This is a genomic window from Kitasatospora sp. NPDC058032 (genome assembly GCF_042885845.1).
Classification (GTDB): Bacteria; Actinomycetota; Actinomycetes; order Streptomycetales; family Streptomycetaceae; genus Kitasatospora.
In genome coordinates, this window is record NZ_JBHVRK010000038.1 from 1 (window position 1) to 24,233 (window position 24,233).

At 74.6% G+C, this 24,233-nt stretch carries 24 protein-coding genes and 1 pseudogene; 7 read left to right on the forward strand and 18 right to left on the reverse strand.

Features of this window, described 5'->3' with window-relative positions; translation table 11 throughout:
• Positions 1-249 precede the first annotated feature (249 nt).
• Positions 250-747: a hypothetical protein gene (locus tag ACFVUH_RS34530; RefSeq protein ID WP_355370677.1), complete on the forward strand. Its 498-nt coding sequence runs from the start codon at positions 250-252 to the stop codon at positions 745-747.
• Positions 748-951: 204 nt separating this feature from the next.
• On the opposite strand, the gene ACFVUH_RS34535 is transcribed toward ACFVUH_RS34530, so the two are convergent.
• Together ACFVUH_RS34535 and ACFVUH_RS34540 are read right to left on the reverse strand one after the other, a co-directional pair.
• Positions 952-1,524 (reverse strand): DinB family protein, encoded by a 573-nt coding sequence (locus tag ACFVUH_RS34535; RefSeq protein WP_355370679.1) that lies wholly within the window; start codon positions 1,522-1,524, stop codon positions 952-954.
• Positions 1,521-1,994 carry a winged helix-turn-helix transcriptional regulator gene (locus ACFVUH_RS34540; RefSeq protein ID WP_387917472.1) on the reverse strand — a complete coding sequence of 158 codons (474 nt, stop codon included), beginning with the start codon at positions 1,992-1,994 and terminating at the stop codon, positions 1,521-1,523. Before ACFVUH_RS34540 ends, ACFVUH_RS34535 begins: the two co-directional genes overlap by 4 nt.
• 124 nt (positions 1,995-2,118) lie before the next feature.
• On the opposite strand from ACFVUH_RS34540, the gene ACFVUH_RS34545 reads away from it, so the two are divergent.
• Both ACFVUH_RS34545 and ACFVUH_RS34550 read left to right on the forward strand, forming a co-directional pair.
• Positions 2,119-2,766, forward strand: coding sequence for an NAD(P)-dependent oxidoreductase (locus tag ACFVUH_RS34545; protein ID WP_387917473.1), 648 nt, complete (start codon positions 2,119-2,121; stop codon positions 2,764-2,766).
• Between the two features lie 72 nt (positions 2,767-2,838).
• Positions 2,839-3,408, forward strand: coding sequence for a GNAT family N-acetyltransferase (locus ACFVUH_RS34550; protein ID WP_387917474.1), 570 nt, complete (start codon positions 2,839-2,841; stop codon positions 3,406-3,408).
• On the opposite strand, the gene mycP is transcribed toward ACFVUH_RS34550, so the two are convergent.
• The 6 genes from mycP to ACFVUH_RS34580 form a co-directional block, all read right to left on the reverse strand.
• Positions 3,399-4,673, reverse strand: coding sequence for a type VII secretion-associated serine protease mycosin (gene mycP / locus ACFVUH_RS34555; RefSeq protein ID WP_387917476.1), 1,275 nt, complete (start codon positions 4,671-4,673; stop codon positions 3,399-3,401). The two genes, ACFVUH_RS34550 and mycP, sit on opposite strands and share 10 nt — an antisense overlap.
• Before the next feature lie 91 nt (positions 4,674-4,764).
• Entirely contained in the window at positions 4,765-6,300 is a 1,536-nt protein-coding gene (locus tag ACFVUH_RS34560) for a hypothetical protein (RefSeq protein ID WP_387917477.1), read from the reverse strand.
• The gene (locus ACFVUH_RS34565; RefSeq protein ID WP_355370695.1) at positions 6,297-6,749 is read right to left on the reverse strand and encodes a hypothetical protein; all 453 of its coding nucleotides are present in this window, start codon (positions 6,747-6,749) and stop codon (positions 6,297-6,299) included. Before ACFVUH_RS34565 ends, ACFVUH_RS34560 begins: the two co-directional genes overlap by 4 nt.
• Positions 6,750-6,842: 93 nt before the next feature.
• The gene (locus ACFVUH_RS34570; RefSeq protein WP_387917479.1) at positions 6,843-7,553 is read right to left on the reverse strand and encodes an endonuclease V; all 711 of its coding nucleotides are present in this window, start codon (positions 7,551-7,553) and stop codon (positions 6,843-6,845) included.
• A 210-nt stretch (positions 7,554-7,763) separates the two neighbouring features.
• Complete coding sequence (locus ACFVUH_RS34575; RefSeq protein WP_387917481.1) at positions 7,764-8,525, reverse strand: RDD family protein; 762 nt, start codon at positions 8,523-8,525, stop codon at positions 7,764-7,766.
• Positions 8,526-8,616: 91 nt separating this feature from the next.
• Positions 8,617-10,017, reverse strand: a complete 1,401-nt coding sequence (locus tag ACFVUH_RS34580; RefSeq protein WP_387917483.1) for an RDD family protein — start codon at positions 10,015-10,017, stop codon at positions 8,617-8,619.
• Positions 10,018-10,420: 403 nt separating this feature from the next.
• Between ACFVUH_RS34580 and ACFVUH_RS34585 the strand changes: the two genes are divergently transcribed.
• Positions 10,421-10,837, forward strand: a complete 417-nt coding sequence (locus tag ACFVUH_RS34585; protein ID WP_380292894.1) for an SsgA family sporulation/cell division regulator — start codon at positions 10,421-10,423, stop codon at positions 10,835-10,837.
• An 83-nt stretch (positions 10,838-10,920) separates the two neighbouring features.
• Here ACFVUH_RS34585 and ACFVUH_RS34590 read toward each other — a convergent pair whose 3' ends face one another.
• The 4 genes from ACFVUH_RS34590 to ACFVUH_RS34605 all read right to left on the reverse strand — a co-directional run bounded on the left by ACFVUH_RS34590 (position 10,921) and on the right by ACFVUH_RS34605 (position 16,672).
• Positions 10,921-12,321, reverse strand: a complete 1,401-nt coding sequence (locus tag ACFVUH_RS34590; protein ID WP_387917484.1) for a glycosyltransferase 87 family protein — start codon at positions 12,319-12,321, stop codon at positions 10,921-10,923.
• Positions 12,322-12,482: 161 nt separating this feature from the next.
• Complete coding sequence (locus tag ACFVUH_RS34595) at positions 12,483-14,162, reverse strand: cellulose binding domain-containing protein (protein WP_387917485.1); 1,680 nt, start codon at positions 14,160-14,162, stop codon at positions 12,483-12,485.
• Positions 14,163-14,378: 216 nt separating this feature from the next.
• Positions 14,379-15,950, reverse strand: a complete 1,572-nt coding sequence (locus ACFVUH_RS34600; RefSeq protein WP_387917487.1) for a sensor histidine kinase — start codon at positions 15,948-15,950, stop codon at positions 14,379-14,381.
• Entirely contained in the window at positions 15,947-16,672 is a 726-nt protein-coding gene (locus tag ACFVUH_RS34605; RefSeq protein ID WP_387917488.1) for a response regulator transcription factor, read from the reverse strand. Before ACFVUH_RS34605 ends, ACFVUH_RS34600 begins: the two co-directional genes overlap by 4 nt.
• Before the next feature lie 154 nt (positions 16,673-16,826).
• On the opposite strand from ACFVUH_RS34605, the gene ACFVUH_RS34610 reads away from it, so the two are divergent.
• A complete protein-coding gene (locus tag ACFVUH_RS34610) occupies positions 16,827-17,384 on the forward strand; it encodes a hypothetical protein (protein WP_387917489.1) in 558 nt (185 codons plus the stop codon).
• A gap of 27 nt (positions 17,385-17,411) precedes the next feature.
• Here ACFVUH_RS34610 and ACFVUH_RS34615 read toward each other — a convergent pair.
• A pseudogene (locus ACFVUH_RS34615) lies at positions 17,412-17,858 on the reverse strand (VOC family protein); the annotation flags it as partial.
• A gap of 301 nt (positions 17,859-18,159) precedes the next feature.
• Here ACFVUH_RS34615 and ACFVUH_RS34620 point away from each other — a divergent pair.
• Positions 18,160-18,735 carry an Lrp/AsnC family transcriptional regulator gene (locus tag ACFVUH_RS34620; protein ID WP_387917491.1) on the forward strand — a complete coding sequence of 192 codons (576 nt, stop codon included), beginning with the start codon at positions 18,160-18,162 and terminating at the stop codon, positions 18,733-18,735.
• A 22-nt stretch (positions 18,736-18,757) separates the two neighbouring features.
• Here the strand turns inward: ACFVUH_RS34620 and ACFVUH_RS34625 are convergent, their stop codons facing one another.
• From ACFVUH_RS34625 to ACFVUH_RS34645, 5 genes are all read right to left on the reverse strand, one after another.
• Entirely contained in the window at positions 18,758-19,564 is an 807-nt protein-coding gene (locus ACFVUH_RS34625) for a S16 family serine protease (RefSeq protein WP_387917493.1), read from the reverse strand.
• 79 nt (positions 19,565-19,643) lie between these two features.
• Complete coding sequence (locus ACFVUH_RS34630) at positions 19,644-20,294, reverse strand: IclR family transcriptional regulator (RefSeq protein WP_270146684.1); 651 nt, start codon at positions 20,292-20,294, stop codon at positions 19,644-19,646.
• A gap of 354 nt (positions 20,295-20,648) precedes the next feature.
• Positions 20,649-21,092: a DUF2752 domain-containing protein gene (locus tag ACFVUH_RS34635; protein WP_387917494.1), complete on the reverse strand. Its 444-nt coding sequence runs from the start codon at positions 21,090-21,092 to the stop codon at positions 20,649-20,651.
• A 3-nt stretch (positions 21,093-21,095) separates the two neighbouring features.
• Positions 21,096-21,341 carry a TM2 domain-containing protein gene (locus tag ACFVUH_RS34640; RefSeq protein WP_355370729.1) on the reverse strand — a complete coding sequence of 82 codons (246 nt, stop codon included), beginning with the start codon at positions 21,339-21,341 and terminating at the stop codon, positions 21,096-21,098.
• Positions 21,342-21,607: 266 nt separating this feature from the next.
• Entirely contained in the window at positions 21,608-23,440 is a 1,833-nt protein-coding gene (locus ACFVUH_RS34645; protein ID WP_387917517.1) for a DEAD/DEAH box helicase, read from the reverse strand.
• A gap of 328 nt (positions 23,441-23,768) precedes the next feature.
• Between ACFVUH_RS34645 and ACFVUH_RS34650 the strand changes: the two genes are divergently transcribed.
• Positions 23,769-24,200, forward strand: a complete 432-nt coding sequence (locus ACFVUH_RS34650; protein ID WP_387917496.1) for an SsgA family sporulation/cell division regulator — start codon at positions 23,769-23,771, stop codon at positions 24,198-24,200.
• Positions 24,201-24,233: the final 33 nt, after the last annotated feature.

Consider the following 24,233-nt stretch of genomic DNA (forward strand, 5'->3'; position numbering starts at 1 on the left):
GCCCCGGGCCCTCCTGTACCCCACCCCTCCCCGCGACCGCCCGCCCCCCCCCCCCCCCGCCGCGGCCCCCCCCCCCCCCCCCCCCGGCCCCCCCCCCCCCCCCCCCCCCGGCCACCGCCGGAACCGGCCGCGCGGCGGCGCCTTCCGGGCAATCCAGTCGATTGGTAACCGAGCGCACCGAGCGCCTACCGTAGAGTGAGCACAGATGATCGACCGTCAGAAGCCCATCTCACTTGCCGAGAAGCCGAGATGACCCAACGTCATGACAGCACCGCCGAGCCGCCCCAGGGGCCCGGCGAACCCGCCGTACCGCTGGAGTTCGCGGCGTTCTGCGAGCTGCACCGGCCGCGGTACCTCAGCTATGCCCGGGTCTGGCTGCCCGACCCGGACCGCGCGGCCGGCGCCGTCCAACAGGCCTTCGCCGAAATCGCCGTCCAGTGGCGCGAGTTGCTGGGGAGTTCCAACCCCACCGCGCACGCCTGGCAGATCCTGCGCGACACCGTCGGCGACCACACCCGGCGGAGCGGCCGACCCTCCGACCGCCCCGACGCCGAGGAGCCCGTCCAGGAACGCGCCGCGGACCGTCCGGCGGACCGCCCCGGCCGGCCCGCCGACGACGACCTCGCCATCCTGCACTACGTCGTCGGCCTCGCCGCGCCGGAGATCGCGGACGTCATCGGCACCGACACCGCCAGCGTGGCCGGCCGACTCCGCCGCACCATGCTCCGCGAGGCCTCCGGCTGGTGAGACCCGGAGCGGGACGACCGTGAGCCGGAACCACCCTCGCCGGCTCCGTCGCCGCCGCTCGGGCCCGCCCCTCCCGGGCCCGCCCGGGGCCGCCTGAGGCCCACGGTCAGGCCCGCTCGGGCCCGCGGTCAGGCCCGCTCGGGCCCGCGGTCAGGCCCGCTCGGGCCCGCGGTCAGGCCCGCTCGGGCCCGCGGTCAGGCCCGCTCAGACCCGCTCGCCCGTGACGTCGTACAGGTGGTGGACCGGATCGTGGATCAGGTAGCGGGAGAACGACTCCACCGTGAAGCGCGCCCCGTCGCTGCGGTTGCCGGTACGCCCCCACTGCGCGCCCGTCACCCCCTCGAACGCCGCCGCCAGCACCTCCGCGGCCCGCGCCAGTTCCTCCGCCACCGCCTCCGGCCGCTGCTCGCCGTACCGCTCGGCGACGGCCGTCTCGTCCTGGTCCCAGTTGGCGAACAGCGGGTCGTCCCGGTCCAGCATCAGGTTCAGCCGGACGTGGAACAGCCGGAAGACATCCCGGACGTGGCACGCGTACTCGAGGTCCGACCAGGTCTCCGGACGCGGACGGCGGCGCAGCGCCTCCGGCTCACCGGCCAGCACCCCCGCCCAGCCCGCCGCGTTGGCGCGGATCATCCCGGCCACCTGCCCCCGGCCGACCGCGCCGGCGTCCAGCCCGCAGTCCGGGCAGGGGCGCTCCAGCACCCACGTCCAGTCCTTGGTGTCGGGCACGATCGCGTCGTCGCCGGTCAGGCCGCCGCTGTCCTCGGAAGTGGTCATGTCTCCAGGATGGCCGCGCCCTGACCGCCCCCACCAGCGGCGTCAGCGCCAGCGGTCGCCGAAATCCTGCCAGCCCCGCCGCCCTCCGCGGCCTCATCGGCCTCGGCGGCCTCCCGGGCGGCGAGCAGTTCGGACAGGTTGGCGCGGCTCCAGTCGCAGACCGCGTCCATCGGCCCCAGCAGCGTCCGGCCGAGCGGCGTCAACGCGTACTCGACCCGAGGCGGGTTCTCCGCGTACTCCGTCCGGCTGACAACGCCGTCGTACTCCATTGACCGCAGCGACTCGGCCAGCACCTTCGCCGTGATCCCCACCAGCGGCACCCGCAGCTCCGAGAACCGGCGCGGGCCACCCTCCAGGCAGCGCACGATCTTCCACGCCCACTTCCGGCTGCCCAGCACGGGAACCCGCTGCACCGGGCAGTTCGGGTCGAAGAAGTCCGGCGGTAACGGTGCGGGCACGGTCCGAGTCATGCCCCGAAGGTAACCGAACGGGTGTGCCCGCCGGTACCGTTGAAGTAACCGGCACCCCCCGTTCTACCGTCACGGCGTCGGCAGGCGGCGATCAGCGCCCCCGCCCGGACGGACGGAGACCGCCGTGAACCCCACCACCGATGTCATCGTGTTCGGCGCCGGCGGCCAGGTCGGCCGCGCCGTGGTCGCCGAGGCCCGCCGGCGCGGACTGACCGTCACCGCCGCCGTCCGCACCCCCGGACGGCACGCCGATCTGGCCGGCCCCGGGGTCACCCTCACCGCCTGCGACGTCACCGACCCCGACGCCGTCGCCGACGCCGCCCGTGGCCACGCCGGCGCCGTCAGCACCGTCTACACCCCCGACGTCCCCTCCCTCGACTTCTACCCCGCCGCCACCCGCGCCCTGGTCACCGGCCTCGACACCGCGGGCGTGCGCCGGCTCGTCCACGTCGGCATCGCCACCACCCTGGAGACCGCCCCCGGCGTCGCCCTCCACGACGACCCCGGCCTCCCCGCGGCCCACCGCGCCTTCTCCCTCGGCCACGCCGCCGCCCTCGACCTGCTCCGGGACTCCCCCACCACTCTCGACTGGGTCGTCGTCACCCCGCCCCTGGACCTCGACCGCACCGCCCCCGGCACCGGCCGCTACCGGACCGGCGGCCCGCAGGTCCTCGGCGAGCGGATCGCCCAGGCCGACCTCGCCGCCGCCGTCACCGACCAGCTCACCGGCCCGGACCTGCGCCACCGCGAGCAGATCGCCGTCGCCGAGTGACACATCGGCGGTGAACCTCCGGGCAGGCGAATTCACTGGCGGAGCGGAGCGTTCCGGTCCACCCTGGCCACCATGCCGACCTTCGACCCCGGCGCGCTCGCGCACAAGCCGACCCTGCCCGGAGCCACCGTCACCCTCGTCCCACTGGGCGCCCGGCACACCGACCCGATGTGGCGGTTCGCCGCCGACGAGGAGACCAACCGCCTCACCGGCACCCGCCGGGCCTTCACCCACGACGAGATCCGCGAGTGGTGCACCACCCGCCCCGACCGGCCCGACCGGCTCGACCTCGCCGTCGAGGACCGCGCCACCGGCCGCTTCCTCGGCGAACTCGCACTCAACGACCTCGACCCCGACAGCGCCTCGGCCGGCTACCGGATCGCCCTCACCCCCGACAGCACCGGCCACGGCGTCGGCACCGAGGCCACCCTGCTGCTCCTGCGCCACGCCTTCGCGACCGTCCGCCTCCACCGCGTCCACCTGGAGGTCTTCGCCTACAACCCGCGCGCCGCCCGCGCCTACGAGAAGGCCGGCTTCCAGCACGAGGGCCGCGCCCGCCAGGCCCACCACTGGGCCGGCGAGTACCACGACGTCCTGCGGATGGCCGCCCTACGCCCCGAGTGGCTCGCCGCTCACCCCTGATACGGCGGCCACTGCTGCGGCGGCGGATACCCCTGGTACGCCGCCGCAGCGGCGGCAGCCTCCCGCTCCCGCCGGCGACGCCCGCGCACCACCAGCAGCACCGTCACCACGACCCCCAGCAGCACCACTCCCGCGAGCCCGGCCGTGCCCAGCAGCACCCACTTCACGCCGCTGTTCTCCTGGTTCGCCGGCACCGTCACCGGCGGCGGCGACTGCCACTCCTCCTCGGCCGGCGGCACCGTCGGAGCAGCCTGTGCCTCCGCCCGTCCGGCCAGCGGATTGTCCCGCGGCCCCCCGTCCACCGCCGGGTTCGCCTCCAACGCCTTCGCCGGCGACAGCACCCCGTACCCGTACCGCGCGTTCGGCACCGCCGAGCCGTCGGCGGGCGGGGTGGCGCTCTTGATCATCCGGTTGATGACCTGCCCTGCGGAGAGCTCCGGGTACTTCGCCCGGATCAGCGCGGCTGTGGCGGAGACGTAGGCGGTGGCGTCGGAGGTGCCGTTGGCGATGCCGTACCCGTTCGTGGCCTTGGCGCTCGCATGGGGGACCTCCGCTCCAGGCGCGACCAGAGTGGTCTCGGGACCGAAGCTCGACTTGCTCCAGATCAGCCCGTTCTGGTCCACCGCGCCGACCGCCACGACCCCGGGAAAGGCGGCCGGGTACTCCACGGCACCCCCCTTGTCGCCCTTGTTGCCGACACCCGCGACCAGGACCACGTCCTGGTCCCTCGCGTACTTGACCGCCGCACGCTCGTCCGGGTCGGCCCCGGAAGGCCCAGCGATGGACATGTTGATGACCTTCGCACCGTGATCAACGGCATAGCGGATCGCCTTGGCGGTCTCCGACCGATCCGAGAGTGATTCCCCGTCCAAGGTGATCCGGATGGGAAGGATCTTGGCCTGGGGCGCCAGGCCCTTGATGCCTGCCCCGGAGCCATGGCCGTGGCCGGCGATGAGGCTCGCCATTCCGGTGCCGTGGCCGTCATTGTCCACCGTGCCGTCCGTCTTCTCCCCAGTGAAGTCCGCACCGGCCAGCACTTGCCCCGTCAGGTCCTGATGATCCTTCAAGACGCCACTGTCAATGACGGCGACCGTGACACCCTCCCCCTTCGAGACCGGCCAGATCACGGACTCCGCTTGGTACGTCGCAAGCGGCCACTGCGCATCGCGCACGTTGTCGGCGCAGGCCGGACCAGCGCTCACGGTCGCCAGCAGTCCGCCCGCCACCAGCACGGCCGCCCCGCGACTCAGACGCCAGTTCCTCAACTCCCGCCACCCCACTCAGCGCAGAGGTTGTCCTGCGGCCGCTGCGGCCGCAGGACAACCGATCGATCGGCCCGGGCCCGAAGGCCGGGCGTCATTCCACCACGTTCGGATTGACCGGGTCGTCCGACATCCAGGTCTCCTCGTCCTCGACGAGGTAGTCAGGACGACGCTTCCGCTTCTCGTCGTCCTTCCTGCCCCGCTCGGCGCCGCCGAGCGGCACCATGGGCGCCTGCGTCAGCGAGCTGCCCGCACCCGCTCCGGCCTCCGGCCGGATCCTCCCGCGCGCTCCCACGCCTGAGCCGCCCTCGGTGAAGGCCTGCTTGCCGCTGCCGCTCTTGCCGGAGTGGTCCCCCACACCGACGACCGTGCCTCCGGCTCGACCGGCCGTGCCCTCGACGGCTCCCCTGCCCCGGGTCGAACCCACGCCACCCGCGCTCCCGCCGCCGCTCACGCCCGGCATGCCCTCGACTCCGAAGATCGCACTGCTGCGTCCGGCTCCGGTCCGACCCGGTGCCCCTTCACGGCCACCGCGCACGGCCTCGGGACCGGCCTGTCGGTTCTGCTCGGGAACCGACCCCTGCCCCTGCCTTATGGCGGGGCCGAAGGGCTGCGGGATCCCGCTCCCCCCGTGGCTACTCTGCGGTGCGACGGGCTGTGTAACGGGGCTGTGGGGCAGGGACTGGCTTCCACCGTTCACCGGCGAACCGAGGATCGACGTGCCGCTCCCCGCAGACGGCGGCTGCCCACTGGACACCGCCGGCGCCGGCAGGGCGCCAGTGCCGTCCACAACGGTCCCGGCGCCGAACTTGGCCGGCGTGGCTTTGGACGGCGGCGTAGCGACCCCTCCCTTGACGCCAGGGTCGGCGGGAGCCGGTGGCGACTTCGAGAACGACGGGCTTGTCCCCTGCGGGTTCGAGCGTACGGCGCCGCCGGTCCGAGGATCCGCTACCGCTCCCTCGCGCGAGCGGGCCACGGGCGCCGCACCCGCTCCGGCGCTGCCGATACTGGCGCCGCTGAGGAAGCCGCCCACGGCTCCGTAGCCGCCGGCGCCCGGGCCGTCCTCCGAGAGGTCCCTGTCGTCGGCCTGGATGGCCCCCGGGCGCCCCGGCGGAGGCGGAGGAGGCGGCGGGGGCTTCAGCATCGGGGTGGCCGTGCGGTAGTGCATGGCGAGCGTCTGCAGGACGGTGGCGGCCTCGGCCTTCTTCTGGCTGGCGACGGCGGTGCGGGAGTCCTCGTCGTCGGCGCCGAAGAGGGAGGAGACGGTGTCGCCGACGCCGTCCTTGAACTGCTCCCAGCCGCTGGGTTCCTCGGGCATCTCGCGCTTGGCCTTGTCGATGGCCTCGGAGATCGCCTTGAGCGTGATCGCCGCGTCGTTGGCGTAGGACGCGGTGGTGTTGATGGTGGTGGCGAGCTGGAGCATGCGGGCGTGGAAGGCGTCGCTGGTGCTGCCTTCCCAGGAGGTGGCGGCCTCGGTGCTGGCGCGGGTGAGGGTCGCGCGGATGGCCTTGAGGGTGTCGGCGGCACGGCGCCAGGGGTCGGCGGCGGACATCACCTCGCCGGGGTTGAGGGCCTGGACCATCCGGCGGAGTTCGGCGTGGCTGTACTTGCTGAAGTCGGTGTAGCTCACCGGACGCCCTTCCCGTCGTCGTGCTGGGCCGGGGCGGTGGTCCAGGCGTAGGCGGCGGTACTGGTGGCGGAGGGGTTGGCCACGGACCAGCCGTCGTCGCCGAGTTTCAGCTTCTTCTTGGTCCGGTGCTCCTGCTCCTCGTAGTTGGTGGCGGTCAGTTCGGCCTTCTTCTGGGCCTCGTCGACGGCTTCCTGGAGCTGGTTGAGGACGTCGCGCAGGCCGTCGCGCATGGTCTGGTAGCGGCCGTGCAGCTCGGTGGCCTCCGCGAAGGTGCCGAGCGCGGTGGAGCCGATGCCGCTGCGGCCGTGTGTCGCCGTGCCGTCGGCATGGCGCTGGAACTCGTGGAGCAGCAGCCGTACTTGGGCCGCGAAGGCGCGCAGCTGCTCGACCTCGACGCGGTAGCCGCGTCCCGCCCCGCCGGTCGATCCCGTTCCGTTCCCCGTTGCCACGTGCGGCGCCTCCCCCGTGCGTCCGGCCGGTGTGTCGTTGACGGTTCTGGTGAGTGAGTCATGTCTAACACACGGGCCGCCCCTGGTGGACCGTCAGTTCACGTCCGGTGTCCGGCTCGCCGCGGCGAGGGCGCGGCGGCAGAGCGAGTCGGCGTGCCGGGTGGTCTCGGGGAGGCGGTAGCGGGGGGTGAGCGCGAGGGTGGTCTCGACGGCCTCGGCGAGGCCGATGCGGTGGCCGACGGAGACGAACACGGGTTTGACGCCGGGCCTGGTGCGCAGGGCGCGGCCGACCTCCTCGCCGGTGGCCGGGTCGGTGAGCGGGGTCGAGTCGCCGCGGGCGGGGCCGGGGTCGCGGTGGTCGAAGGTGAACGGGGTCTTGGCGACGCCGAGGGTGCGCAGGCCGGTGAGGACGCCGAGGTGGCTGGCGAGGCCGAGGCGGCGCGGGTGGGCGAGGCCGTAGCCGTCGCAGACGACGGTGCCGGGGCGGTGGGTGAGGGCGGCGAGGGCGTCGAGGACGGCGGGGAGCTCACGGAAGGCGAGCAGGCCGGGGATGTAGGGGAAGGCGATGCGTCCGGTGGCGGTGGCCTCCTCGACGACGGCGAGGGTGGCGCGGTCGAGGACCACGGCCGCCGCGACGACGAGGTCGCGGGCGTCGTCGTAGGCGACGTCGACACCGGCGATCAGCCGGTCGTCACCGGAGCCGTCCAGGCCGTCCGCCCCGGCCGGGAGGACGAGCGGGCGCAGGCGTTCCTGTTCGGCGAGCGCCTCGGCCTCGGTGGTGGGCCAGTCGGCAGGTATGGGCACGGCGGTTCCCCCTGGTGCGGTGCGGTGCGGTGCGGCGGTGCGCGGAGCGGTGGCTCGGTCGGGCCCACCGTACCGAGCGGGGCCGACGGCCCCGGGGGCGAGTCCGTGAGCCCGCACGCCCTCCGCGCGCCCCGTACGCGGCCGACCGGCGCGCGGAGGCACCGCACGCCGGTCGGCGAAGGCGAGGGCGGCCCCGGCCGCGCCGACAGCTCAGGCGGTGGAGACCACCACGGTCTTCGCGGCCTTGTCGTGGATGCACTGACGGTAGGGCTTGTCGAAGACGCCGAACAGGCCGTCGACAAGCCACCAGAGCGCGGCGCAGCAGAGCACGGCGGGCAGGATGAAGACCGCCGCCCTGGTCCAGGCGGCCGACTGGGTCGGGGAGTTGCCGTCGACGAGCATGGCGACCCGGACCTTCATGGCCTTCTTGCCGAGGGTCTGCCCGTCCCGGCTGAGCATCAGGCCCTCGTAGACGAAGTAGATCGCGCAGGCGACCCAGAAGGCGCCGGCCGAGGCGGAGCGGTCGGCGTGGCCGGCGAACGGCAGGACCAGGAGGAGGGCGACGGCCTGCACCAGGACGTAGTCGATCAGCCGGGCGAGGATCCGGTTGGGCCAGCTGCCGAGCGGGGGCATCCCGGGGACGGGGCCGGGACCGGGTCCGGGCGCCCCGTACCCGGCGGGACCGTAGCCGGGCGGGGGCTGGTCGTACGGCGACTGCCCGTAGGGGTTCTGCCCGTAGGGCGGGCCTGCGGGAGCGCCGCCGTAGGTGCCGCCGTACGCACCGGGGCCGCCGCTCGGCGGCGGGCCGTCCGGGGGCGGGCCGTCCGGGGGCGGGCCGTCCGGGGGCGGGGTGCCGTACGGGTCCGACGGCGTACCTTCCGGCGTGCCGCCGCCCGACTGCGGGGGCTGCTTGCCGAAGGAGGGCTTGCCGCCCCCCTCCGGCTCGGGGCCTGAGGGGTCGTAGGTACTCATGCCCCGAGTAGAACATCACGCATTGTATGAATTTGGGATATTGACACCGTTTTGTCCGACAAGACCACGCAGGTGGGAGGCCGGTGGAGCCTCAGCGCCGGACGACCCGGGTACGGGCCGCCCGGTCGTGCCAGCCGCGCCGGGCCGGCCGGTCGAACAGCGGCCAGAACAGGCCGGCCACCAGCAGCATCGAGACCTGCCGGACCAGCCAGCGGACCAGGGAGCGGCCGAGCCCGGGACGGGCCGGGGCGGCGGCCCCCGGCGTGCGGGCCACCGCGATCACCCGGATCCGGGCGAGCCGCTTGCCGAAGGTCTGGCCGGTGCCGGCGGTCGGCAGGACCTCGTAGAGCAGGCCGACGAAGAGCAGGATGCCGAGCAGGACGGCGGCCTTGCCGAGCACCGTGCCGTCGACCAGCCAGACGTCGACCTGGCGGTGCGCGAGCCGGCTGGCCATCCGGGCCCGGTCCAGCTTGCGCTGGAGGTGGGCCTCGACCGAGCGGCCGAGCGGGACGCCCGCGGCGACGGCGACCACGGCCAGCACGGCGGTGTCGACCAGCCGGGCGACCAGGCGGCGGCCGAGCCCGGCGGGACGTGGCGCCGCCGCCCCGGCACGGCGGCGCGGGGCGGGGGACGGAGACGGGGACGACCGGACGGGGGCGGCGGGACGGACGGCCGAGGGCGCGGACGGGGCGGGTCCGGCCTTCTCCACGGCCTCCTGCACGGCCTCCGCCACCACGAGCGGCGGATCCGGAGCGGGCGGCGGGGCCGCCACCGGGCTCGGCCCCGGCACCGGCACCGGCGCCGGGGCCGGGGCGGGAACGGGCAACGGCTCGGCCTGCTCGGCAACGCCCGCCCGCTCCGGGACGGGCGGCACCTCAACAGGGGACACCTCCACAGGCGGCGCTTCGACGAACGGCTCCTCCACCGCCTCCGGCAACACCCCCCAGGACACCCAGCGCGACGCGCCGCCCGCCTCCATCGGCCCGTGCTGCGCCCGGTGATCCGGCTGCCACCCGGCCGGCTCCGACCCCGCCCCGGCCCCCACCTCCGGCTCCGGCTCCGGCTCCGCGACGGGCGCCCGCTCCCCGCCGCGACGGAACACCGGCCCGTTCTCCGGCACCACGAAGGTGAACGACGCCCCGCCCCCCGTCTGGTCCAGGTACACCGGCCCGCTGTCCCCGCCGGACGACAGCCGCCGCACCTCCCCCGCGACACCCCTCTCGGACTCCCCCGCCGGTTCGGCGGCCACCGGCGGCGGCACGTACCGCCCCGTCCCGCCCCGGCCGGCCGCCGCCGGCCCCGGCGGACGGGTCGCGTACCGGGGCGGTTCGAGCACCTCGCCCTCGGCCGGGGCGGGCCGGCTGGTGCCGGGCACCCAGGCGGAGCCGCCCCAGTAGCGGACGAAGCCGGGGATGGAGGGGTCGGGGTAGTAGCCCGGCGCGGGGCCGGCGGCCGTGTCCGTGCTGCCGCCGGCGAGGGGCCGGTCCGTCATGGGGGCTCGCTTTCCTGGCAGGCCGATGCGGCTCGCCCGGCGAGGGGGTGCGCGACGGTGGCACGGGCGACCCGGGTGGCTCCGCCGTCGGCGCGAGGGGTGCCGCCGAGGAGGCGGACAGTTGCCGGGCAGTCACAAAGGGTAGTGCCTCGGCGGGCGGGCGGAGCGAAGTTGGCCATTCAGCGGACAGGCCGGGGCCGCCCACGGTAAGGAAGACGGCGCGCACGCCCGACCGCGCGCCCACCGTCCAGCGTTCACCACTCCCCACACCACCGCCGACGGATCTCCGCGAAAAAATCCCGAGAAAACCCGGAAACCCGTGTAAGAGCGCTCCCGGGCCGCGCTCTCCAAGGTCACAGGGCCCGGAAACGGGCGCCAACCGCAGGCAGAGAGGAACCCGATCATGGAGCGCCCGACGAGCGTGGTCGAGCACGAGCTGGAGCTCAACCTGGTGCTCTCCCCCGAGCACAGCGTCCCCGTCCCGGCCCGGCTGTCCTACGGCAGCCACGACCCCTACGCCGTGCACATCACCTTCCACCTGGACACCGGCTCGCCGGTGACCTGGGTGTTCGCCCGCGAGCTGCTGGTGGAGGGCACCTTCCGGCCCTGCGGCCAGGGTGACGTGCGGATCTGGCCGACCCGCTCGGGCCGGCGCAGCGTGCTCTGCCTGGCGCTGAGCTCGCCGGCCGGGGACGCGCTGCTGGAGGCGCCGCTGCCGGCGGTGGCCGCCTGGCTGGAGCGGGCGCACCGGCTGGTGCCCCCGGGCAGCGAGATGGCCGCGCTGGACATGGACGGCTCGCTGGCCGCGCTGCTCGCGTGAGGCCCGCGAGCGGCACCGGGCGAGCGGGGCAAGCGGCGCGAGCGGGGCACGCGAGCCGCCCCGGCCACGGCGGACCGGCCGACTCAGCGGGCCGCGGGGGCCTGCTGACGCTCGCGCGCGGAGTCCGGCCGTTCGCCGTCGCGCTGCCCGGGCAGCGCCGCCGCCGGCGCACCGGCCGCCAGGCGCCGGGCGCGCACGCGTAGCGCGGCGGCCAGCAGGAAGGCGATCCCGACGAGCGGATAGACCGAGGTCGGGATCTGGCGGAGCGGCGACAGCTCCAGCACCTTCGCGCCCTGCGGCTTGGCGAGCCACATCGCGAAGGACAGGAAGGCGACCAGCGTGGCCCCGAAGGCGGCCCGCCAGCGGATCTTCCGGACGGCGGCCGGACGGGCCCGTTCGACCGCCGCCTCGCAGGCGAGCAGCACGAGCAGCGGCACGCACCAGACCCAGTGGTGGGTCCAGCTGATCGGCGAGATCAGCACGGCGGTGACGGCGGCGCAGCAGACGCCCCAGGCCTCGGAGCGCGACAGCCAGCGCGAGCTGCGGGCGGCCCAGACGGCGACGCCGAGGCCGGCCACCGCGACGACGACGGCGGCCAGGGTGGCGGCGGTGCCGGGGTCGGCGGTGTGCAGCAGCCGGGCGACGGCGCCGCTGAGTGCCTGGTTGTCGACGATCTCGGTCTTGCCGACCCGGGAGGAGTCGTAGAGGTACTTGGTCCAGAAGCCCCAGGTGGCGTCCGGCAGGACGAGCGCGCCGAGCAGGAAGGTGCCGAGGAAGGTCGCGCCGGCCACGAAGGCGGCCCGGACGCGGCCGGTGAGCAGCAGGTAGACCGCGAACAGGCCGGGGGTGAGCTTGATGCCGGCGGCGATGCCGATCGCGACGCCCTTGCTGCGGCGCCCGTCGGGGCGGGTGAGGTCCCAGAGGATGAGGCAGGCCAGGGCGAGGTTGATCTGGCCGTAGCGCAGCGTGGTGTAGACGGGTTCGAGCCAGACGCCGAGGCCGGTGACCAGGATCACGCCGATCGCCCGCAGGTCCCGGCGCGGCCAGCCGACCAGCTTGAACGACAGGTGGGTGAGCAGCGCGAGCAATCCGAGGTTGCAGAGCGTGACCGCGACCCGCAGGAACGGGATCGGGAACCAGGTCGTCGGCACGAACAGCATCGCGGCGAACGGCGGGTAGGTGGCGGGCAGGTCCCACTGCGTGACGCGCAGTCCGTAGAGGTCCTCGCCGTTGGCGACGGCGGCGCCCTCGGCCCGGTAGACGATCATGTCCACCATCGAGGTGTGCGCGAAGTGCCGGACCACCGCGTAGCCGAGCAGGGAGAACAACGCGACCGCGGAGGCGGCCAGCAGTGGCCGGCGCGGGGCCTCGCGCAGGGCGCGCAGGGGGGCGCCGAGGGCGGTGCGCAGCCGGTCCGACGGAGGGGCGGGCGCCCGGTCCGGTGCGGTGGGCACCGCGCCGCGCTCGTCTTGCACCGCTGTCACTCTTCGCTCCGTCCGCCGTCGGCCAACCAGCGACGATACCCGATGCCCTGCGGCCGGTCCGGATCGCGTCGATCACGGAGAGTGATGGGCCGGGAGATGGTGCCGGCCGGCCGTGCCCCGCTGCGGTCGGGGCACGGACGGCCGGAGTCGGGGGAGGCGGGTCAGCCGGTGTAGGCGCCGAGGGCCCGGGTGAACTCCAGCGGCTGCTGGACGATCGAGCTGCAGCTGGCGTCGGCGTACGCCTTGGCGCCGCCCTCGCAGGCCTTGTCGCGGGTGCCGGACCACATCGACAGCCAGGCCAGGTGCTTGCTCTTGGCGAAGTCGGCGAGCTGCTTGGCGTCGGCGACGGTGAAGACCTCGCTGGCGACGTCGTTGACGCCGATCATCGGGGTGACCGCGACCTTGCGCCAGGCGGTCGCGTCGTCGAGGCCGAGCACGCTCTTCACCTGGGCCTGGGTGGCGGTGGCCGCGGCGATGGCGTACTTGCCCATCTGGCCCTGCGGGTTGGGGGCGACGCCGTCACCGAAGTCCATCGCCATGACGTTGACCGCGCTGATCGCCACACCGTTGTTCTTGGCGTCGGCGATCAGGTTGACGCCCTCCTGGGTCAGGCCGGAGGGGAGCACGGGGAGGGTGAAGGAGACCTCCAGGGCCCTGCCCTTGGCGGCGGCGTTCTTCTGGAGCTGGACGATGGCCTGGGCGCGGCGGGTGTTGGCGGCCGCGTTGGCGATCGCGCCGCCCTCGACGTCGAAGTCGATCCTGGTGAGGCCGTAGGCGTCCACGGTCTTCTGGTAGAGGGCGGTGAGGTCGGCGACCGAGGAGCAGGCGAGGGCCGGCTCGCTGCCGTTGGCGCCGCCGAAGGAGACCCGGACGTCGCCGCCGATCGCGCGCAGGGCGCCGATCTGGGCGGCCACCGCGTCGGCGGCGAGGTCGCTCACGCCGCCCCACTTCGGGGTGCAGCCGCCGCCGGAGACGACGAAGGCCAGGTTGAAGTCCTTGACGCCGCCGGCCTTGGCGGTGGCGACCAGGTCGTAGGGCGGGTAGAGCGAGGTGTCGACGAACGGGCTGAAGCCGGCGCCGCCGGCCGGGGCGGGGGTGCCGGTCGCGGTCGCGGTGGGCGCCGGGGTGGTGGGGGCCGGGGTGGTGGGCACGGCCGTGGTGGTGGCGGTCGCGGTGGCCGTCGGGGCCGGGGTGGTGGGCCGGGTGGTCGCCGTGGCGCTCGGGCCGGGTGTCCCGGTGGTCGGAGCGCCGGTGGCGGTGGCACTCGCCGTGGCGGTCGCGGTCGCGGTGGCCGTGGCGGACGCCGTGACCGAGGCGGAGGCGGACGGGGAGGCCGTCGCGGTGGTGGTCGGCCGGCCGGACGGGGTGGCCGCGCTGCCGTCCCCCGGCTTGCAGGCGCTCTGGTTGATCAGGCAGTTGCCCGGCTCGGTCTGCGCGGCGCCGGCGCCCTGGGCGACAAAGCCGACCACGACGCTCCTGCCCGGCTCCAGCCGCTTGCTCCACGCCTCCGGCCGGACCGTGACGTGCTGGCCGTCCGCCGTGAAGGTGGCGTTCCAGAGCGAGTCGATCTTCGCGCCCGCCGGCAGGTCGAAGGTGAGCGTCCAGTCCTCGATGGCGCTGCCGTCCGGGTTGGTGACCAGGTACTGGCCGGTGTAGCCGGAGTCCCAGCTGCTGGTGCGGGTGTAGACGGCGCCGAGCGAGGCAGCGCTGGCCGAGGAGGCGAGGACGACCACGCCCCCGGCGACCAGCGCGGCAGCGACCGCCGAGGCGCCGATCAGCACGCCCTTGCGGCTGTGCCGACGGCGACCGCCGGGGCGGCGGTGGGGCTGCTGGGTCGTCATGGGGCTTACCTCCGGGGCTGGCAGGTGCGCGGTCGAGGGGGATGACCGACGCGGACGACGCTAACGGCGCGCCATGGCCGGAAACCGCCTGCTGAGCCAGGGGTAGAACTCCCTTACGGCGCGCTTAAGAAAGAAGGGGAGCCCGTTCCTCCCCCGGCCCTCCCGGAGCCTGACGAAGCGCCGAAACCTTTCATCACCCGTGCCCGGCGGCCCCGGTCAGCGAGGGAACAGCGGCCCGCGGCCGCGCCGTCTGCCGGCCCGCGGGGGCTCGGTGCCGTCCTGCCGGGTGCGCAGCCGCAGCCGGATCTCGGCGCCGCCGAGCACGGCCGAGGCACCGAGCGCGAGGTCGCCGCCGGTGGCCTCGGCGAGCTTGCGGACGATGTCCAGCCCGAGGCCGGTGGAGCCCTCCCCGCCGTGGCCCTCGCCGCGCTTCAGCGCGGCCTGCGGATCGGTGAAGCCCGGACCGGCGTCCCCGACCAGCACGATCACCGAGCTCTCGGTGGGCAGCACGTCCACCGAGAAGGCGGTGCCGACCGCGGTGTGCCGGAAGACGTTGCCGAGCAGCGCGTCCACCGCCGCGGCCAGGTCGCCGCGCTGGACCGGGACGGGCGTCTCGCGCTCGGCGCCGGCCAGCTGCCAGGGACGGCCTTCGTCCTCGGCGAGCGCGGACCAGAAGCCGACCCGCTCGCGGATCACCTCGGCGGCGTCGCAGCCGACGGTGACGGCGGGCGCGTCCTCGGGCGCCCGGCGGGCCGAGCGGATGATCTGGTCGACCTCGCGCTCCAGCTGCGACACCGCGTGCCGGGTGGCATCGGCCGCGTCGCCCTCGCCGAGCGAGGCGGCGTTCAGCCGCAGCACGGTCAGCGGGGTGCGCAGCCGGTGCGACAGGTCGGCGGCCAACTCCCGCTCGGCGGCGAGCAGTTGGACGACCCGGTCGGCCATCGCGTTGAACGCGTGGGCGGCCTCGTGCAACTCCGCGGGACTGCCGGCGGCCTGCTTGCCGTCCACCGGCACCCGGACCGTCAGATTGCCCGCGCCGAGCGAACGGGCGGCGGCGGCGAGCCGGCGGGCCGAGCCGACGATCCGGGCGCCCATCCGGTCGGCGACCAGCACCGAGATGGCGACCAGCCCGAGCGCGACCCCGGAGAGCACCTGCCACGCGGTGGCCACGCCCCGGGTGAGGTCGCCGTCGGCCACGAAGACCTCGACCACGGCGGTCCGCACGGTGTCCACGGCGACCGGCTGGAGCAGCGCGTAGCCGCCCGGCACCTGCACGGTGAACGAGCGCCCCTGGCCGCCCGCGGTGGCCACGTCGGCGTCCAGCGCCCGGACTTCGCCGATGGTCGCCCCGTCGGCGGAGGCGGCACCCGCGGCGGCCCTCGCGGCACCCGGTACGGCCGCGGCCACTGCCCCCTGCGGACCGGCCGCGCCCGGCACCGTCCCCGCCCCGCCCGGCGCTGCGGCCACCCCGCCCGCACCGCCGGCCGCACCGGAGCCGGAACCGGCCGCCACGGCGGCCTCCGCCGGCGGCAGGTGCACCGCCATCCGCCCCTGCGCACCCGCGTCCGTCGAGGCCACCGCCCGGGCGATGGCGTCCTCGTCGGTGGTGATGGCCAGTGCCGGGCCGAGCGCCGCGGCCTGCCGCTCGGCGGCCGTGAACGCCCGGTCCCGGGCGGTCTGCTGGACCATCAGGCCGAGCGGGATGAGGAACGCCAGCGCGACCATGGTGGTCCCGGCCACGGCGGCCTTGATCAGGGCCCAGCGCAGCGAGTGCCGCAGCCTTCTCATGTCCGGCGCTCCATGGGGACGGGACCGGGCCCGGCGGCTTGCCCGGACGCCTCCAGCCGGACCCCGACCCCGCGCACGGTGTGCAGGTAGCGCGGGCTCGACGCGGTCTCGCCGAGCTTGCGGCGCAGCCAGGACAGGTGCACGTCGATGGTCTGGTCCCCGCCGTAGGTCTGCCGCCACACCTCGGCCAGGATCTCCTTGCGCGGCACCACCACGCCCGGCCGGGCGGCGAGGAAGGCCAGCAGGTCGAACTCACGGCGGGTCAGGTCCAGCGCCCGGCCGTCCAGTGAGGCCTCCCGGCGCTGGAGGTCGATCGCCAGCCCGCCGACCCGCAGCACCTGGCTGACCGGGGCCGCCCCGCCGCCGAGCCGGCGCAGCACGGCGGCCATCCGGGCACTCAGATGCTCCCCGGAGAACGGTTTCACCAGGTAGTCGTCGGCCCCGTCGTTGAGCAGCCGGACGATCTCGGCCTCGTCGTCCCGGGCGGTGGAGATGATGACCGGGACGTTGGTCAGGCCACGGATCATCTTGAGCGCCTCGCTGCCGTCCAGATCCGGCAGGCCGAGGTCCAGGATCACCAGGTCGCAGCCGACCTGGGCGACCTCGCGCAGCGCCTCAAGTGCCGTGCCCACGCTGCGAACCGCGTGGCCGGTGTCGGTCAGGTGGCGGATGAGGGCGGATCGCACGAAGGGGTCGTCCTCGACCACGAGCACTGTTGCCATGGGGCTGCACGGTACGCCATTGGCCCCGATTGGTCTGTACCTCGGGGTGGTTCGCGCAGGTCTGCGGCACGTCGGCCGCAGTTGTGCAAGTTCCCTGTGGAAGTACCGGGGCGCCCACCTGCGCGACCGGGGGATACGGCAGGATGTGCGCACGATGCGGAACGGACTGGTACAGCTCGGCGCCTGGGCGGCGGCCACCGGGGCGGCGGTGGCGCTGTCCTGGTTCGGTGTGCACGCCGTGCTGACCGGCGCCGCCTTCGAGCAGCCCTCCGCGCTGCCGCTGCCCTCGCCGGCCTCGGCCGAGGGTGCGAGACCCGTGCCGACGCCCTCGGCGACGCCGCCGCAGTCGACCGGCCGCACCGAGCCGACCGCGCCGCCGTCCACCGTCCGGGCGTCGGCGGCCCCGCCCAGGCCGACGCCGACGGCCTCCGCCACCCCGTCGGCCGCCGCGCCGACCTCGCACCGCCCGTCCCCGGTCGGCAGCACCACGTCCTCCGTGCACAGCTACCTCGTCCCGGGCGGGAAGGTCGCCCTGGACATCCAGTCGGACCGGGCCTCGCTGGTCTCGGCCGCCCCGGACCCGGGGTGGCAGATGCTGGTCTGGGACGGCCCCGGATGGCTCCGGGTGGACTTCACCAAGGACGCCCAGGCCAACTCGGTGATCGTCTCCTGGAACGGCTACCCGCCGAGGGTCGACCTCGCCGTCCGCTGACCGCCGCCGTCACCAGCGCTCGAAGGGCACGTAGCCCGGCAGGTAGGGCCCGCGGTACCGGGAGCGGTCGACCAGGGTGTGTCTGGTCCCGCCGGGCACCCCGATCGCGGCGAGCACCACGGTGCCGTACGCGTCCCGCACCTCGTAGGGCTCGGCGAGCGAGGCCGCGCCCCGGTCGACGGCGTAGTCGTACGCGTAACAGACGTCCGGCACCGCGACCGCGAGGTCGATCACCCCGTCGCCGTGCCGGGCCAGGTGCTCGGCCAGCTCCCGGCCGCGCGGGCCGATCGCCTGGACGAGCGAGGTCAGCACGAACCGCGTCCCGGGCGCCCGCAGCACGTAGGAGACGGTCTCCGGCTCGCCGGTCTCGGGCCCGGCGTACGCGGTGCAGCGCAGCCCGAGGGCGACCGCGTACCGGTGGGCCGCCCGCTCGGCGTCGCCGACCGCGAAGACCACCGCGTCGGCGCGGCCCATCGGGAGCAGTCCGGGTTCCTCCGGGGCGACGGCGCGCAGGCCCCCGGGGCCCGGGCCGGCCGTCGGCAGCACGCGTTCGGCGGTGGTGTCGGTCATGTCAGCCCTCCCGGTGGGGTGCGGGACCACGGGTCGCCCCCGGAACGCCGGGGTGGTGACGGGCGCACGGGGCTGTGGCTGGAGGGTGGCGCCGAGCCGACTTCCGCGCAACTGTTCCGTTTCCTCCTGGTCAAGCTGTGCTCCGGGACGGGAGAATCGGACGCGCCGCTGTACAGAATGCCCATCGGAGGACGGAGCCCCCGCGATGCCCCCCGCCCACGCCGCCAACCCACCGGTCGCCCCCGGACCGTCCAACTCGCCCACCGGACAAGGGCCTTCGGTCGCCCCGGGCGGACTCGCCGGGAGCACCAACGACGCCATCGACGCCCTGGACGGCCGGCTGATCCGGCTGCTCGCCGAGGAGCCGCGGATCGGCGTGCTGGAGTGCTCGCGCCGGCTCCAGGTGGCCCGCGGCACGGTGCAGGCCCGGCTGGACCGGCTCCAGGCGCGCGGGGTGATCGGCGGTTTCGGCCCGGAGGTGGACCCGGCGGCGCTGGGCTACCCGGTGACGGCCTTCGCGACCCTGGAGATCTCCCAGGGCCAGGGCACGGACGTGCGCGAGCACCTGGCGGCGGTGCCGGAGGTGCTGGAACTGCACACCATCACCGGGCACGGCGACATGATGGTGCGGATCGTGGCCCGCTCCAACGCCGACCTGCAGCGGGTGATCGACCGGGTGGTCGGCTTCGACGGGATCGTCCGCTCCTCGACGGCCATCGCGCTGGAGAACCCGGTGCCGTACCGGATCCTGCCGCTGGTCGACCAGGCCGCCGCCGAGTAGTCGGCCCGACGGCCGGGGTGGCTCAGCAGGTGGGGACGGCCCCGCCGGTGCGCAGCGCCTCCAGCGCGGAGACCGACTCCGCCAGCGTGCCGACCGGCACCAGCCGCAGCCCGGCGGGCGTGTTCACCTTGGCGTCCGTGCACTCGTCCTTGGGCAGCAGGAAGACGGTCGCGCCGTCCCGGGCCGCCGCCTGGGTCTTGAGCGGCACGCCGCCGACCGCGCCGACCACGCCCTGGTCGTCGATGGTCCCGGTGCCGGCGATGGTCAGCCCGCCGGTGAGGTCGCCGCCCTTGCCGTCCCCGGCGAGCTTGTCGATGATGCCGAGCGCGAGCATCTGGCCGGCGCTCGGGCCGCCGATGTCGCCGAGGTCGACCTTCACCTTCACCTGGGCGGGCGACAGCTGGAGGTAGGAGAGCGCGGCCGTGGTGGCGGCGTCCTGGGACTCCACCATCTGCTGGGCGTTGACCTCCTCGGCCTTGGCCGGATTGCCCTGCGGGTAGACGGTGTCGGTGGGCCGGATGGCCTCGTCCTCGTCGAACCAGGCCTCCAGCGAGCGCCAGAGGCTGGTCCGCTCCCCGGGGTTGGTCGCCGAGATGGTCACCATCCGCAGCTGTCCCTGGGTGCTGCGGACCGGCGCGCCGGTGATGGTGAGCACCGGCCGGTCCTGGTAGCTGCCGAGGGTGTCCGCGGTCACGCCGGGGAAGGTCAGGGTGTACGGCAGCGGGACGAAGGCGGCCACGCCGAACAGCGCGGTGACCAGGGCGCCGCAGAGCGCGAGGGCCCGGGTCCGGGGAGCGGTGAGGGCCGGGGGCAGCTTGGTGTCGGACACAGAGGCATCCAAACACACCGGGACGTCCGGCGGGCACGCGCACGGCCACCCGGACGGCCCGCCCGCCGCGGCGGGGCGCTCAGCGCAGCGCGTCGGCGACCTCGGTGGCGGCCTCGACCACCCGGGGGCCGACCCGCTCCGGGACGAGGCCGTTGAGCATCACCACGCCGACGCTGCCCTCGATGCCGCTCAGTCCGAGCAGCGCCGCGGCCGCGCCGGACGCCCCCGACTGCTCCTCCGCCCGGGTGATGACGAAGCCCTGCTCCGGCCGGCGCTGGCTCGGGAAGGCCCGGGCCTCGAGGATCGCCCGGCCGGCCGCGCTCTCCCCCAGCGGGTGGCGCAGCCCGGTCCGGTAGGCGACGTGGAAGTCGGTCCAGCTGGGTTCGACCACGGCCACCGCGAGCGCCTCGTTGCCGTCCACCAGGGTGAGGTGGGCGGTGGCGCCGAGGTCCTCGGCGAGGCTGCGCAGCGCGGGCAGCGCCGCCTCGCGCAGCAGCGGGTGGACCCGGTGGGCGAGCCGGAGGACGCCCAGGCCGACCCGGGCGCGGCCGCCGATGTCCCGGCGGACCAGTCCGTGCTGTTCCAGGGTGGCCAGCAGCCGGTAGACGACCGTCCGGTTGACGGCGAGGCGGGCCGCCAGCTCGGTCACGGTGAGCCCGCGCTCCGAGTCGGCGAGCAGTTTGAGGACCCGGACACCGCGGTCCAGGGTCTGGGAGGTCTCTGCAGTCACGACGCGCAATTCCTTTCCGCGGCGGGTCGCGGATCGGCGGGCCGGTCCGGGACTCGGGGGTCGCGCGCAGGTGGGTGGCCGCGCTCGGGCCGCGGAGAGTCGTCCTTGACGTCCTGGGGCCCTGCGACGCCCGTCTCGCGGGGGTCGCCCGGCGGGAGAGCGTGTGGGAAAGGTAGTGAAGGAAATGCGGCGGCGGAAGTGTTTGTCCAAAATTCGGGCAAGATCAATTTCGCACGCCCCGTCAAACCGTGTCAAAACGACCCAGAACACCGCGACCAGGCGTTCGTAAGTTCGACCACAGTCCGAGTTCCGGACGGATCGGGCCGGAACGCGCCGCACCGGAGCGATGTGGCGTCAGAGCACGTTGCGCAGGACGGTCCAGGCGGTCGCCACGCCGAGCAGCACGGCCGTCCCCCGCCGGCCGAGCGGCGGCTGCCAGCGCCGCCCCGCCAGACCGTGCCGCAGCCAGACCAGGTAGGTCACGGCCACCAGCGGCAGCGCGAGCAGCAGCGCCGCGTTGTCGTGCCAGGCGGCGGCGAGGTCGCCGTGCAGCAGGTCGTAGGCCATCCGGGTGCCGCCGCAGCCGGGGCACTGCAGCCCGGTGACCTTGCGCCAGGGGCAGAACGGCAGCATCTGCCCGGACAGATGGGGGTTGCGCGACCACAGGTAGGCGGAGCCCGCCACGCCGCCGACCAGCACCCCGACCGGCGCCCAGGCCGTGCGCAGCCGTTCGGGAACGGCGAAGCCGCCCCGGCCGGGACGGCCGGGGCGGCGACGCGCCTTCGCGGATGCGACCAAGGGTCAGCCGCGCAGCAGACGGCCCTGGGAGTCGGTGCGGTCGTTGCTGGTGAGGAACAGGATGCCGTCGATCAGCGACCAGACACCGAGGCCGCCGCAGGTCAGCAGCTGGGCGATGCCCATGCCGATGTGGCCGGTGTAGAAGCGACCGACGCCCAGGCTGCCGAGCAGGATCTGCAGAACGCCGGCGACGACCTTCGACTTGTCGGAGAGCTCGGGCTGCTGGGCGTAGGGCTGCTGGTACGACACGTTGGGTGTGCTCCTTGGAAAGACAGACAGGCCCGGGCGCACGACGGAGCGTCGCGTCCTCCCGGGTCGGTGAGGTGCCGGCCGGATTCACCGGGAACTGCGACGACCGACCCCGGACGGGGGGCGGATGGCGTCGGCGGCCCGGAGGCGGCGCAGCACGCCGAAGACTAGCCGATCATTCGACCGGCTGTCTCCACAAAACCTTCGCGTATATCTGAACGTCACATGACCTTTACGGTCCTGCCGTCCACGCCGCCGACGGACCGTTACTTCGCCCACTCACGGATCCGGGCGATCCGCGCCTTCAGCTGGTTGGCGGTGGCCTGCGCGGTGAGCGGACCGCCGCACTGACGGCGCAGCTCGTTGTGGATGGTCCCGTGCGGCTGGCTGGTGCGGTGGTGCCAGGCGGCCACCAGCGCGTTCAACTCCTTGCGCAGCTCGCGCAGTTCCTGGTGCGTCACGACCGGCCGCTGCTCGGCGGGCAGCTCCAGCAGGTCGGCCTCCTCGGCCGGCTTGCCCTTGCTCCGCTGGATCTGCCGGTGCTGGCGCTTCTGCAGCAGCATCTGCACCTGGTCCGGTTCCAGCAGGCCCGGGATGCCGAGGTAGTCCTCCTCCTCCTCGCTGCCCGGGTGCGCCTGCATGCCGAACTCCATGGCGTTGTACAGCACCCGGTCGAAGACCGCCTCGGAGCCCAGCGCCTCGTAGGAGAACTCCTCGCCGCCCGCGCCGTCCGGGCCGTCGTTGGCCCGCTCGGCCTCGGCGAGCAGCCGGTCCTCCTCGTCGAAGAGGCCCTCGCCCTCCTTCTTCGGCCGGTCCAGCACGTGGTCGCGCTGGAGCTCCATCTCGTTGGCGAAGCCCAGCAGCATCGGGATGGTCGGCAGGAAGACGGAGGCGGTCTCGCCGCGCTTGCGGGCGCGCACGAAGCGGCCGACGGCCTGGGCGAAGAACAGCGGGGTGGAGATCGAGGTGGCGTACACGCCGACGCAGAGCCGGGGCACGTCGACGCCCTCGGACACCATGCGGACCGCGACCATCCAGCGCGAGTCCCCGGCCGCGTAGTCGGAGATCCGCTTGGAGGCCTCGGTCTCGTCGGAGAGGACCAGGGTGACCTTCTCGCCGCTGATCTCGCGCAGCATCTTGGCGTAGGCGCGGGCCACCGTCTGGTCGGTCGCGATCACCAGGCCGCCGGCGTCCGGGATCGCCTTGCGGACCTCGCTGAGCCGGCGGTCGGCGGCCTGCAGCACGGACGGGATCCACTCGCCCTGCGGGGAGAGCGCGGTGCGCCAGGCCTGGGCGATCAGGTCCTTGGTCATCGGCTCGCCGAGCCTGGCCTCCAGCTCGTCGCCGGACTTGGTGCGCCAGCGCATGTTGCCGCTGTACGAGAGGAAGATCACCGGACGGACGACGTGGTCGGCGAGCGCGTGCCCGTAGCCGTAGGTGTAGTCGGCGATCGACTTGCGGATGCCGTCGCTCCCCGCCTCGTACTGGACGAACGGGATCGGGTTGGTGTCCGAGCGGAACGGCGTACCGGTCAGCGCCAGCCGCCGGGTGGCCGGCTCGAAGGCCTCGAAGCAGGCCTCGCCCCAGGACTTCGAGTCACCGGCGTGGTGGATCTCGTCCATGATGACCAGCGTCTTGCGGGCCTCGGTCCGGTTGCGGTGCAGCATCGGGTTCACGCCGACGCCCGCGTAGGTGACCACGATGCCGTGGTAGTCCCGGGAGAGCGGCCCGGAGGAGTACGCCGGGTCGAGCCGGATGCCTATCCGGGCCGCGGCCTCGGCCCACTGCTTCTTCAGGTGCTCGGTCGGCGCGACCACGGTGACCTGCTGCACCAGGTGGTTGTGGAGCAGGTAGGAGGCCAGGGTCAGCGCGAAGGTGGTCTTACCGGCGCCCGGGGTCGCGACGGCGAGGAAGTCGCGCGGCTGGTTCTCGATGTACTTGTCCAGCGCCCCCTGCTGCCAGGCCCGGAGCTTGCCCGCGGTGCCCCAGGGGGCACGGCCGGGGAAGGCCGGGGACAGGTGGTGGGAGGAGGTCGGCGCGGCTTGGCCGGCGGCCCGGACGGGCGCGTGCGGCTCCTGCGCGTCGGAGAAGAGCGGCATCGAGGCGGCGGCAGTACTCACGGTCTCCGAGGGGGGATCATCGCAGGTCAGAGGCGGTTTTGCGGCCTCGTCCCGCGGTCGGGCGGCGTTCGGACAACCCGCCCAGCGTACCGGGCCCGGGGGCATTCGGGCGGCCGTGGCGGGGCCGGGCGGGGTGCGCGCCCGGCCCGCGGGCCGCCGGTTCGGCCGGAAATCGATGTGACGTGGATCACAGGGAAAAGTCGCGAAAACGCGGTAAGCGGAACCCCCTCGACCGCCTCTCTTCCGGGTGAGGCCGCCCCAACCCTCCACGCCGTCACCGGCCTCGCCCCCACAGAAGGGAATCACCGTGCACGCCACCGCCGAAGAGACCGTCCAGGCCCGTCTGGTCCTCTCCGCCCACCGCTCCGTCCGGCTCCGGGTCACCCTGACCTACCTCCCGGACGACCCGCTCGCCGTCCGGATGGCCTTCCCCGCCGAGTTCTCGCTGGACGACGAGGCCGACGGCACCGGGCCGGCCGGCGACATCGTCTGGGTCTTCGCCCGCCGGCTGCTCTCCACCGGCCTGGAGGTGCCCTCCGGCATCGGCGACGTGCACGTCCGGCCCGGCCTCGGCCGGCGCACCCTGGTCGAGCTGCGCGCGCCCGAGGGCACCGCGATGGTCCAGTTCGACACCGCCGACCTGCGGCGCTTCCTGTGGCGCAGCCGCCTGCTCGTCCCCGAGGGCGAGGAGCACCTGCACCTGGACGCCGACCGCGCCCTCGCCCAGCTGCTCGGCTGAGCGGCCCGGCGGGGCGCGCGTCGGCGGCCGCCC